The 11,045-nt window shown below is 62.3% G+C and carries 10 protein-coding genes; 6 read left to right on the top strand and 4 right to left on the bottom strand.

Annotated elements, in window-relative coordinates; all coding sequences use genetic code 11:
• Positions 1 to 50: 50 nt before the first annotated feature.
• Complete coding sequence (locus KIK05_RS23375; protein WP_250563275.1) at positions 51 to 971, top strand: DNA-processing protein DprA; 921 nt, start codon at positions 51 to 53, stop codon at positions 969 to 971.
• Positions 972 to 1,056: 85 nt separating this feature from the next.
• A complete protein-coding gene (locus KIK05_RS23370; protein WP_214412926.1) occupies positions 1,057 to 1,704 on the top strand; it encodes a phosphoribosyltransferase in 648 nt (215 codons plus the stop codon).
• A gap of 64 nt (positions 1,705 to 1,768) precedes the next feature.
• Here the strand turns inward: KIK05_RS23370 and KIK05_RS23365 are convergent, their stop codons facing one another.
• Positions 1,769 to 2,884: a hypothetical protein gene (locus tag KIK05_RS23365; protein ID WP_214412925.1), complete on the bottom strand. Its 1,116-nt coding sequence runs from the start codon at positions 2,882 to 2,884 to the stop codon at positions 1,769 to 1,771.
• Positions 2,881 to 3,402, bottom strand: a complete 522-nt coding sequence (locus KIK05_RS23360; protein WP_284681416.1) for a DUF4365 domain-containing protein — start codon at positions 3,400 to 3,402, stop codon at positions 2,881 to 2,883. Before KIK05_RS23360 ends, KIK05_RS23365 begins: the two co-directional genes overlap by 4 nt.
• A 460-nt stretch (positions 3,403 to 3,862) precedes the next feature.
• On the opposite strand from KIK05_RS23360, the gene KIK05_RS23355 reads away from it, so the two are divergent.
• The 4 genes from KIK05_RS23355 (at position 3,863) to KIK05_RS23340 (ending at position 7,516) form a co-directional block, all read left to right on the top strand.
• Positions 3,863 to 4,483 carry a hypothetical protein gene (locus KIK05_RS23355; protein ID WP_214412924.1) on the top strand — a complete coding sequence of 207 codons (621 nt, stop codon included), beginning with the start codon at positions 3,863 to 3,865 and terminating at the stop codon, positions 4,481 to 4,483.
• 4 nt (positions 4,484 to 4,487) lie between these two features.
• Positions 4,488 to 4,754 (top strand): DnaJ domain-containing protein, encoded by a 267-nt coding sequence (locus KIK05_RS23350; protein WP_214412923.1) that lies wholly within the window; start codon positions 4,488 to 4,490, stop codon positions 4,752 to 4,754.
• Positions 4,755 to 5,066: 312 nt separating this feature from the next.
• Positions 5,067 to 5,765, top strand: coding sequence for a hypothetical protein (locus KIK05_RS23345; RefSeq protein WP_214412922.1), 699 nt, complete (start codon positions 5,067 to 5,069; stop codon positions 5,763 to 5,765).
• Between the two features lie 491 nt (positions 5,766 to 6,256).
• Positions 6,257 to 7,516, top strand: a complete 1,260-nt coding sequence (locus tag KIK05_RS23340) for an NsdA family TPR-like regulatory protein (protein WP_214412921.1) — start codon at positions 6,257 to 6,259, stop codon at positions 7,514 to 7,516.
• A 395-nt stretch (positions 7,517 to 7,911) separates the two neighbouring features.
• Here the strand turns inward: KIK05_RS23340 and KIK05_RS23335 are convergent, their stop codons facing one another.
• Together KIK05_RS23335 and KIK05_RS23330 are read right to left on the bottom strand one after the other, a co-directional pair.
• On the bottom strand, positions 7,912 to 8,217 hold the full coding sequence (locus KIK05_RS23335; protein WP_214412920.1) for a hypothetical protein: 306 nt from the start codon (positions 8,215 to 8,217) through the stop codon (positions 7,912 to 7,914).
• Between the two features lie 591 nt (positions 8,218 to 8,808).
• Entirely contained in the window at positions 8,809 to 10,866 is a 2,058-nt protein-coding gene (locus KIK05_RS23330; RefSeq protein WP_214412919.1) for a DUF6571 family protein, read from the bottom strand.
• Between the last annotated feature and the right edge of the window lie 179 nt (positions 10,867 to 11,045).

Raw genomic sequence — 11,045 nt, 5'->3', positions numbered from 1 at the left:
CTGCCATGTATGGTGGGGGCGTGGCCGACCGCCTGAGTACCATGGCTGACATGCCTGTTGAGCTGTGTGAACGTGCCGCTGTGGTGGCGCTGCTGCAGCGTGGCGAGCTGAGGTGGTCCGACGTCGCTCTCGCCGTGCTGGAGCGGGGCAGCGCGGTCGCGGTTCTCACAGAGCAGCTAAGGGTCCAAGACACTCTGTTTCCCGAAACCGACCCGGTGGGCGCGGCCCTAGCGGACGCCAAGCAGATGGTCGAAGAGTGGGAGAAGGCGGGTATCGCCGTCCATACATGCCTCGATGCGCTCTATCCTGGCCGACTTCGCGGCATCCACCAGATGCCGCCGATCCTGTTCTCCCGAGGCGCTCTCGCCGACGACCGGCGCGCCATCGCGGTGGTCGGCACCAGGCAGGCCAGCGACCAGGGGCTCCACATCGCCTCGGCGGTGGCGAGAGACCTCGCGCTGAACGGCATGACGGTGGTCAGCGGCCTGGCCAAGGGCATCGACACGGCCGCGCACCGGGCGGCGCTCGAGGCCGGCGGCCGTACGGTCGCGGTGATCGGGACGGGCATCAACCGCTTCTACCCGGCAGAGAACCGCGCCCTCCAGGAACGCATAACCCACGAAGGGCTGGTGATCAGTCAGTTCTGGCCCGACACACCGCCCAGCCAGCGGAACTTCCCGATGCGGAACGCGGTGATGAGCGGATACGCCGCCGCCACGGTCGTGGTCGAGGCCCCCTGGAAGAGTGGTGCCCGCATTCAGGCCCGCCTCGCACTGGAGCACGGCCGTCCTGTCGTCATGCCGGAGCAGCTTCTGGAGCACGACTGGGCTCGCGAGTACGCGAAGAAGCCCGGGGTGCACGTGGTATCGAGCCTGCGTGAGCTGCTGTCGGTTGTGGAAAGATTGATCTCAGAACTGAACACAGGCCCCGATTCGCTTCCGGAGGTCTCCCCCCTTGCCAGGAGCTGCTGACCCATGGAACGCCGCCCGTAGACGTGTTGCTCAGCAAGCCCACTACCTGCGCAATCCCCTCGAACCCGCGCCTGGGATCTGCTACGTGTGCCGAGGTCCGGCCAACCCGGGCTGGAGCCGCTGCTACACCTGCGAACAGCATCTGAGAGCCGCCCAGTCCCTCGTCGCCGACGTTGTCGTCCCGATCTCCTATGCGGTCAAGCGGCAGCAGCATGCCCATGCGCTCGCGGCCTACAAGGCGGCGTACTCGCCCCCCGAAGTCCAGACCGATCTCCTCAACCTGCTCCTGCTGTTCATCGTGGACCACCATCCGTGCGTGTCGAGGGCAGCCGGCGTGGATCAGTGGAGTCATGCCGCGGTGGTACCGAGCACCAAGGGACGGCCGGGCGAACATCCTCTCCGTGCTCTGATCGGGGACCGGCTGAGGCTGCCCTGGGCCGAGCTCACCGCGAATCTCAAGGTATCGCCGGATCTCAGGGCTTTTCATGAGGACCGGTTCTCGGCATCGCCGGACGGCCTCGCCGGAGCGCAGGTGCTTCTGCTGGATGACACGTGGACCACCGGCGCGCGTGTTCAGTCGGCTTCCTATGCGCTCAAGCAGGCCGGGGCCACCCGCGTCGCCGCGATCGTGCTGGGACGGCATGTGAACCCCGAGTACGACGGGTGGAAGCCGATTCTGCAAACGATAAAGGATCGTCCCTATCGGCAGGAGACGTGCGCCGTGCACCTTTGAGCAGATGACGTCAGCGTAGCTTCAGACGGTGCCCGAGCTCGCAGCCCTGCTGCGCGGAGACCGGCTATAACACTTCGAAGCCTCCGGGGTCGGGGCGCATCTCCAGGCGTCGCTGATCGGGGTCGAGTTGTCCCGTCACCCGTAGACGGCGCTTGCTGATCTGAGCGTGGAAGGCGCGCTGGTAGTCGGCGGGGTCCAGGACGACCCAGATGGCACGGCGGGAGGTAGCGGCATGGCTGTTCAATTCGCCGCGGATCTTGACGCGGGGTGATTCGCCGATGGGTTGCTGAAGCGTCTCCACCTCGCCGGTCACGATCACACGGCCTGTCTTGGCGAGTCGTTCCAGCTCGCGCCCCGCCGCCGAGAGGGTACGGACGAGGGAAGTGGTGAACGTGAGCGGTTCCGTCGGCAGGTCGGTGGGCTCGGCGCGAGCCCAGGCGAAGCTGATCGAGACGGGGTGGTTCCCGCTGAGGTCACTCAACGTGGAGCAGAGGTTGGCCGAGACGCCGTCGCCGACATGGTCGTCGAAGGCGTCCAGGCGCTCGTGATTCCCGGCCGCCTCCATCGCGGCCTTGTGCGCGGCATGAAGAGCCTTGTGCAGGGTGGCGATGACCTCACGGCCGGCGAGTTCGTCGTTCCAAGAGATGGCGCGTGAGGTCGATGGCGGCTGGGAGATCGGAACCCTGGCATCGAAGATGTAGCTGCCCGGCCGGGACGTGCCGAGCCGTACGCGCTGGAGGAAGTTGTCCACGTACCGGGAACGTGCGCCGGTGAACAGCGGGCGAGGGCCGATCTCGCGGGTCAACGCGGCGATTTTGAGAAGGTCGTGGATGCCTTGGACCGCCTTCACTGCGGCGGGCAGCGGGATGGTTCCGGAAGGGGTCTCTGGCTCCAACCTGAAAGAGGGGACGTCCACCTCAGGTTCGGCGATGTCGAGCAAGAGCTCGCTTTCCGGGCGGTCTTCGAGCTTGGCGAGCTTGTGGAGAGCCGTGGCCAGCAGGTCCTCGTCGTCTACATACTCTTCGATGTCGTGCTGGGATTGCGTGGGCACGAGCAAGCGACCTAAGGCTTCACGCTCCCATACCATCGCTCCACGCCAGAAGCCGCCGTGCCGCCACCCCCGGCTGGCCAGGTAACTGCTCAGCGCGTCAGGATCGATCGTGGACGCCTGCTCGTTCATGGTGCCTCCACCAGTCGGAGGGGGTCGAACAGTTTTAACAGGCTCTCCACGGTGAGTAAGTTGCTCTTGGGGACCGAGACCTGTACGTAGCTGCTGCTGCTTGGGTTGAGAATCTTCGGCTCGTCCGCCAGCGACACCCAGTATGCCGCGCGGGTCAGCGTCAGTGAGTCCTCGGTGGCCACAGCGTACCGCTCGGCGTCCGGCGGGACGATGAGCAAGAAAAGATATCGCGGCACTCGGCGTTTTCCGGTGAGCAGGTTGAATCGATTCTCATTGAGTCGGTCATATCGCCAGAAACCGTCCCGCTCCTTCGGAGTCGACCAGGTCTTGACCTGCACCTCCATGCGAGGGAAGTCGTCGTCGATCTCGCGCGGCAGAGCGATCTGAAGGTCGACACCGGTGCAGTCAGGTACGGGCTTGTACGCCTGCAGTCCGGCCGCGGAGGCGAGGGCCTGAACGAAACACTCGCCGTACCAGCCCTGATGGTTGTACCGGTCGAGGTACTCACGGCCGTCCAGGGCACGCCTCCGTGGCTCGGGAACTGATCCATGATCGACATCCCACCGTACAAGCCTTTTCCGCTTCTTGAAAGACCTGGAGTCGGAGCTTCGTCTCAGCCGAGGAAGAACGCCCCAGCGTGATCAAATTGCGATCTACTCACCGAGCCCGGCCTGGCTCAGATCAACGCCTTGGAACAGCCGTGCCCACCTGCATGAGCCTCGACCAGTGACATGCCGCGAGTGACTGCATGGGCGGTTGCTCGCCGAGTACGTAGAGTCCCTCCGATCGTCCTGAGGTGGCGGAGACAAGCGATTCATACGACACTTACGATCACCCTTCTGTCTCTCTGACTCGCCGGAGGCTTGATCTGTGGATTACTTGCCCGCTGTTCCATCCGATGCCATGCCGCCTCACTCTCGGGGACAGGCCTTGCCGGCCCAGAGATCTCCGGCGATCCCCATTCACCAAGCGGGTTCTATGGGACTGGAGCACGGCAAGCCGCTTCGTGACGCCTGCTGGAACTCACTCAGCGGACGCGTGAGACAACGGCTGTTGGAATTATCGGGCCAGGTCTTAGGGTGGTTCGCGACCACCGACCCGGCCGACCCCGACAATCGATCCAGAGCCGTGGTATTCGGTGAACACGGATTGAGTATCGCCGAGCCCCGGCTCAATACCGAACATCGGCCGGTATACGCCATCAGCGCCTATCTGTTCGATCCCGTCAGTTTCCGGCGTATGCATATCGAGCATCGGCCGCACTTGAACCAGATGTCTCATAATATACAACAGCGCTCTTCTTTGTCTTGCGATTATGGGATCAGTGAAAGCGTCAGAGGGAAGCTGGGAAACCTTCCCCCTGGGGCACAGGAGCTGCTGCAGGCCCCGTTCATCGAGAGCCAGGGCATAAAAGATCACGATTGGTATTATGAGGGATACGACAACAATCTTGATCCGTTCATGCTGTATCTGGCCGGCCATCACGACGTGACGATGGCAATAGGGAGGCGCATGATCCCAGCCGGGCATTCGCCCTCCACTGCGCACTGGTCCCTGATCTGCTATCGCGCATCGGTGACTCGTCGTATCGGGAGATGAAGGCGTGAACGAGAGATTCAGAGATCTTGATGGGCGCGATGCATATGAGCTCCTCGGGGTATCTCAAGAAAGCTCGGACGACGCGATAAGGACAGCATTCCGCAAGCAAGCGGCCAAGTGGCATCCCGACAAGAATCTCGACGCCGACAGTGAAAAAAATATGCGTTTGCTCAACGCTGCCAAGGATGCACTCTTAAATAATCGGGTCGAGTGCGACAACTTCAGGGCAGGGGATATCGAACCAGAGGAGATCTTCCTTAACGATCCCTGAGGTGGTGCCGAATCGGGGGCGTTCCCGGGCCCGTCCGAGTCGGCCACTTCGCACGCCTCTCACCCTGGCCATTCTAGGCAGGAGAGGGTGGACCCTTGGGATATGTCGCGAACCGACGTAATTCCTTCATGGCAGGAAGCTTTTCCGTCGCCAATGGAAAGTGAGTCGCACACGAATCGAGCGGCTCATCACGTTCCGCCACGTCAGTTTCACTGGCCCCCGCCATCAGGCGGGCCAGGGCCTGTACCACGTTACGCACGTCCCCATCATCAATACGTGATACATGCACCAGTTGGCCGAAAAAGAAATAGGTTGGTCATCTGGCTCGTTGTGACGTCAGTTCTCTTATTCATTGTTATGTTTGCGGTATCCATCTATGCCGTCTTCTTGCAATTGATGCCGCGTGTCGTTGTTCCGGAGATATTATCCGGAAATTGGGTAGGGTATGGTCGCCTCGAGGGAACTGATCAACTGTATGTGGTGCGAGTCTCCCTCATCTCCGGCTGGCATAACGGGCGCGTCGATTATCCCTTGCATGATTGCTCTGGATCCATCGTTCCGCGAGAGATGAGCGGAGGATGGCTGGTGACGCAGGAGCACCTCGATAAATCCAGCGGGTGTTCAGATGGTACCTTGGAGTTCCGAAAGGGAGCAAACGGTCAACTCGATCTACGTATCATGGATCAAGTAATCACGCTTCAAAGGGAGCCTGACGGCGGTTCGTTTCGCCTACCCGATTCAATCGTCGGCTCCTGGACGAGTAAGAGTGGACTGGAGTTCGTGCTGGATAACAACACTCCAGGGTTGTCGGGAAGCGTTCGATCGTCCAGCGATGTATGCGTCTTTGCTCCTATTCATACCGCCGAGGATGGCGCGACTCTAGTGGCCGGCGGTTCGACTTGCGACCGTAATGGAATCTGGACATTGATCGCTCGCGACAGTAAGAGCGTGAGTCTGACCATTAAAGACGTGAACGAAAAGACGATTCGCAAGGACACCTTGTCTCGTTGAGAAGCAAGATCTGTCGCAATATCCAGCGCGACGTCTTCGCGGAGTCCGTTGCGAGTGTCGCCTTGAAGTCATAATGGCGAGAATCGGTACGTCACGAGACGCCGCAGCTCATCGTGATGATCGGCTGGCCACAGACCGCCGTTCCAGACGGTGACACCGAACAGGTCCGGCACGGCCTGCGCGATCAGGATGTCGGGGCGGCCGCGTCGTATCGCCGGTCGAGATCTCGTGCTTCTTGAGACCTCAACTGCCGCTCCAGGGGAGAAGCGACAGGTCGTTGGATGGTCGTCGGTGTGTCTTCTCTATGCCTTGGGCGTAAAGAAGGCTGAACTCGGTGCCAACGGGCTTTACGGTGAGAAGGTCATCGCTTTGAGTAGTCGATCGATCACGGAAAGGTGTCACCGATGCCTGGCCGACAGACCCTGTTGAGGGTGTTGCTGATGTAGCGTCACCAGGAGACGCACCGGGCGTTCTGCCTGGAGTACGACAAGGTGGCGCGCAGTGTCGACCGGCGACTGGTCGGGTCGTCGCCCAGCCGGGAGGCGTACGGGCGGTGGCTGAAAGGGCACCTGAAGACCAAACCGCACGCCGACCACTGCCGGGTGCTGGAGCGCATGTTTCCCGGGCACACGGTTGCGGAACTGCTCGCGCCGTATGACCCTGGAGGCGAGGATCCCGGCGTCCAGCAAACGCGCCCCGACCCCCGGGAGGCGGCCACGAACAGAAGAGAAGTCTTCCAACTCGGCGCCACCACCATGGCCCTGGGCCTGACAGAAAGCATCCTCCGCGGCCCGGACCTGTTCGAGCAGGCGCTGGATTCGAGCAATGTCGGCGAGGCCCGGCTCCTCTATCTGGAGTCAGCAGTCGACCGGCTCGCCCAGAAAATGGAGAAGGCCCACCCGGCAAGTGTTCTTCCCGAGACGCTATTGTGCCTGACGAGCATTCGGGAACTCCTTGCACATCGGCAGCTCACGGATGCTCAGCGTCGCCTCGTACGCGTCGGCGCCAGCCTTTCTCTCGTGGTCGGTGTGGCGATGTTCTGCGCCAACCAGTTCCCTCTGGCGCGCCGTTGGTACGCCGCGGCCACCAGGGCGGCTGAGGAAGCCGGAGACCAACGTCTATCCGACCTGGCGTTGGCGAACACGGCCCTCCTACCGACCTATTCGGGCGACGCGCCGGGCGTACTGGCGCTGGTCACACCTCGCCTGGAACAGGTCACGGGCGCCACTCCGGCAATCGCATGGATGTGGGGCTTCGCGGCGCTCGCACACGCTTCCCTGGGCGATCGCGACGCCTTCGAACGCGCGATCAGCAGGTCGCGTACGACCCTTGAACGATGTGAGCCGGCTCATCAACAGTCAGGCGCCCTGTCCTTTCAGCCGCAAAGGCAGATGTTCTACGAGACGCGAGGCCGTGCGGACCTCGGCGACCTAGAAGGAACGGCCGACGCGGCGACGCGTGCGCTTGCCGCGTATGACCCTACGGACAACGCCGATCCTGCATTGGTGCGTTTCGCCTATGCGTGTGCTCTCGTCAAGGCAGGAGAGATCGAAGAGGCATGCCACATCGCCACCGCCGCCATCCGTGATCCCTCCACCTGCCCCAGCCATGTCGTGGTGGTACGCGCCCACGAGTTCGACGCCCTTCTCGCCACTTCCGGATCGGTGACAGCCGACTGGCAAGAGGCCCTGTCCGAACTAAGAGTCCCGAATCCGACAACGCTGCCAGCGGGATCCCTAGCTAGGGGCTGATTGGCTGTCCCCTCGCCAGTGATATCCCAGCGCTTCGTCGGCTCTTCGCCGCAGACGGGCGCCGATCTCGCCGTACCCCCTCCCGCCGTCGCGGCGCCAATAGGAAGAGCATGGCCGAGGCGGGGAAGGGGGTCCCGCTCGCCGGGTCCGGCGTTCCAATTTCGGCGCCGAAAGGAGAGCGTGTCAGAGGCGGGGGAAGGGGCGCTCCTCCCGTCCCATCTGCGTTCCAGTTTTCGGCGCCGGGACGGCGAGGGGTGATACGGCGAGGTCGGCGCCGTCTGCGGTGGTAAAGCTGGCGAACGTACATAAAGGGCACCTGTTAGGGGTGACCGAGCAGACGGCAAGCGAGCAGGGACATGGCGAGCCTGTGAATCGCTATGACCAGTGGTGAATCACTATGACCAGCCGTCCGTGCTGGCTGCCGCCGTCGCCCGCGAGACCTTGCGGGGAGTGGATCGTAGCTCGGCCTCAAGCTCCGCGAGCACATGCTGAACGGCTGTCTTGATCCGTGCCCTGCGCCCGTTCAACTCCTCGCCGAAGGCCCGAGCGGTCGGCCCCACCCACACGGCCTGCCCACCGAAGTGCGCACACGCCGGATCAAGGGCGGTCTCCAGCACATGGGCGTGTTCGCGCACGGTGGCGAGGGCTATCTCCAGGTCACGATGCCTCGGGTTAGGCACCAGATCATCGTCGACGGGCAACGCCGAACTCCTGCTGCGGTGGGATGGTCGGTCAGGATGTAGATACTAGGTGGCGCAGCGGTTCTCAATGAGATTATGTGGGGCGCAACCAGGATCCGGCCAGACGTGGAGGCAAAGAGGATGCTCGTCCCGCCCAGTCCCCTAAGGCCCTGGCGTCGTAAGGCAGCCATGCTGGTATTGCTCACGCCTCTGGCTTTGGCGTCCTGCACATCAGACAACGGCCCCACCGCTACTCAAGCCGGTCAGATCTTGAAGAGTCACATCCTTCAGCTGTTGAAGGAGCGAAACGCGGACGATGTTGCTATAACCGATGCAGGCGGCAGGAACATTCCATGTGCGGGCAACAGGGCGAAGCAGACGTTTGCGGCATCAGGACGAGATCTTCCTGAGAGAAGGCCGGATGCGCTCGTAGATTCGTTGTTGGGCGCGCTTAAGAGAGTGGCGCCATACGAAATCATCTCTTCGGGGGCTCCGGGTCAGCCTATCCGAGTGCAGAACAAGGCAACGAAGACAATTCTGATTCTCAGCTCACCGAAAAACGGTGAGTATCTTGTCAGTGGAGAAACGCAGTGCCTTGATATCGGGTAGTTGTCAGTCGAACATGCGTGCGCGATCTCGAGAGTAATCTTTTCGTCCGTCAAAGCGATCTGCTAGAAAGCGGGTGACGCCACCCAACGAGTTCTTGTCGTCGTCTGCGCCATTATCTAGAAACCAGCTGTCGAGCGATTCGATGCCTCCCTTTCCTGTCTTGAGGATATCGGCGAAGGGGCGCAGATGACCGTTCGTCTCGGATATGGCGACGGCCTTAGGGTGTGCTGCCTGGTAGTCCTGTGGGGAGATCTTGGGTTTAAAGCCTGCATCCATCAGGGCTTGAGCGATGGCGTGTTGACGGCCGAGGGTTTCAAGATTATCGGTATTCTCGATCTTTTCGACCTCTTTTTCCTGATCGGGCTTGTAGGTGTCGGCAGCTGACCAAACGCCGCTCAGTACGGTCCAAAGTGTCGCTCCGACCTGTGCGCCTGGGACGAAGAGGCCGAATACGCCTAACGTGTTGCCGGAAATCGTACTGAAAGTCTTATCGGATGCGTCCGCTGCGTCGTCCTTCGCCTTGCCCCACTTCTTCTCGGCCGCGAGTTGCAGGCCTGACACATTGCCTAGTGCTGCGAAGAGGTCATCCAGTTGGGTAGTATCCTTGCTCTTCATCATCGTGGGCACCTCGGCGTCGATCAGCCGACGTGCCAGATTTCCCATGCCCTCCCGGAACGGCATCTGGTTTTCCGTTGTGTCGGTGAAGGTCCTGATGAACTTGTAGGTGTCCTCGGGGCTGAGGCGAAAGGCTGGCTTCAGTCCGGGAATCTGTGATTTAAAGTTACCGTATGCGCTGGACAGCAGATGGTTCACGTCGCTGAGGTTCGCCCCCTCGGTGATCTCGGTGGCGTAGGCTCCGGCGATCTCCGACAGGTGGATCCTGGTCGGGTCCGCCAGCTTCAAGCCGTCTGCCGTCGTTATGACGGTGAAGGCGAAGCGGGCGGCCATGTCGCTGTGGTGGCCGTCCTTCTCGTCGTAGGCTCCGGAGGCGGCGGCGAGTACGCGTCCGAAGGCGTCAGCCGAGGTGGCGTCGACTGCTGCTCGGTCGTTGAGGTTCTTCAGGAATGCGACTAGGTTGGGCCGCCGGTCGGCGAGGGCGACGGGAAACAGGCCGCCTGCTGACAATTTCGCGAGCGCATCCCTCGGAAGTGGGCTGTCGCTGGTCGCGAGGCTGATTGCCAGGCGGGCCGCACCGGGGTCGTTCGCCAGCGCATGCAGGTAGGGAGTCAGGACCGAACCGGTGGCCTTGTCGCCGGGGGTGAAGATCTGAGTGGCGACGACTTGCGCAAGCCATTCAGTGGGAAAGCGGCCCGCCGAAAGCAGCTCCCCGATCGCCTTCTGGTCGTCGTATTTATCGGCTTTGTCCTTAAGGCCTTTGCTGATAGCCGCCATGCCCGCGGCTCCGGCGCTGATGGCTGTTCCCAAAGCCCGACTGACGGTGTCGACGGCTTCCTGGTCACCTTCCTGTAGGACCCGCCGTAGCCGCTCAGGGAGTTGCATCGTGCGGTTCAGACCGAGGCTGGTGAAGAAGGCCGTGGTGAACTCCGGGTCGTGGCTGTGAGCGGCGAGGGCGTTGACGATCTTTTGGTACTTCTCGTCCAGTCCTGGGTCGAAGAAGGCGTCCGGGTTGATGCTCTTGTACTGGGATGCCAGGTCGGTGCCGAGGCGTCGCGCCTCGGCCGCCGGGAGCACGGTCTTCTCCTCGTACGGCAGCAGGGCGCCGGCGCCGCCAGGGGCCCAGGAGGGGAGTTTGGCCAGTTCGTGGGCCTGCCTGCTACGGCGCCGGAGGTCGGGGAGGCGTTCGTCGAGCCAGTGTTCGATCTCGGCTATGGGATTGAGGGAGGTGGCCGGGACGCCGTTGGCGGCGAAGACGCGCCGGATGGCTTCGGTGCGTTCGCCGATGACGCCCCGCGCATGGTCGATCTCGGCGACGAACCCGTCCATCAGGGCCGGGTTGATCCCCGTGAACTGCGGTGACAGAGGTCCCGTCCCGGTCGGCAGTGCCGGCGCCCCCGAGGACACCGCTCCCGTTCCCTTTTCCTCCGGTGACAAGGTGGTCACGCCCCTCCGATGCCTGATGATCCCCGTGCCACCAACGTAAACCAGCGAGTCAGAGGGGAGAGCGCGTCTGCCGGAATTGTTGTGCCCAGTGTGTGAAGGGAAGCGTTCAGATGGTGCAAGAAGGGGCGTTTGTGCTTGCTCCATTGCCCGGTAGTGGTCGGTGCGGAGTTCGGCTGCTC

Source organism: Sphaerisporangium fuscum (genome assembly GCF_018531465.1).
In the GTDB taxonomy this organism is placed as follows: domain Bacteria; phylum Actinomycetota; class Actinomycetes; order Streptosporangiales; family Streptosporangiaceae; genus Sphaerisporangium; species Sphaerisporangium fuscum.
This window is presented reverse-complemented; position numbering and strand designations above follow the sequence as displayed.

Coding starts and splice junctions, on each gene's coding strand:
- KIK05_RS23375 (WP_250563275.1), top strand. CDS start 51: ATGCCTGTTGAGCTGTGTGAACGTGCCGCTGTGGTGGCGCTGCTGCAG.
- KIK05_RS23365 (WP_214412925.1), bottom strand. CDS start 2,884: ATGAACGAGCAGGCGTCCACGATCGATCCTGACGCGCTGAGCAGTTAC.
- KIK05_RS23355 (WP_214412924.1), top strand. CDS start 3,863: ATGGGACTGGAGCACGGCAAGCCGCTTCGTGACGCCTGCTGGAACTCA.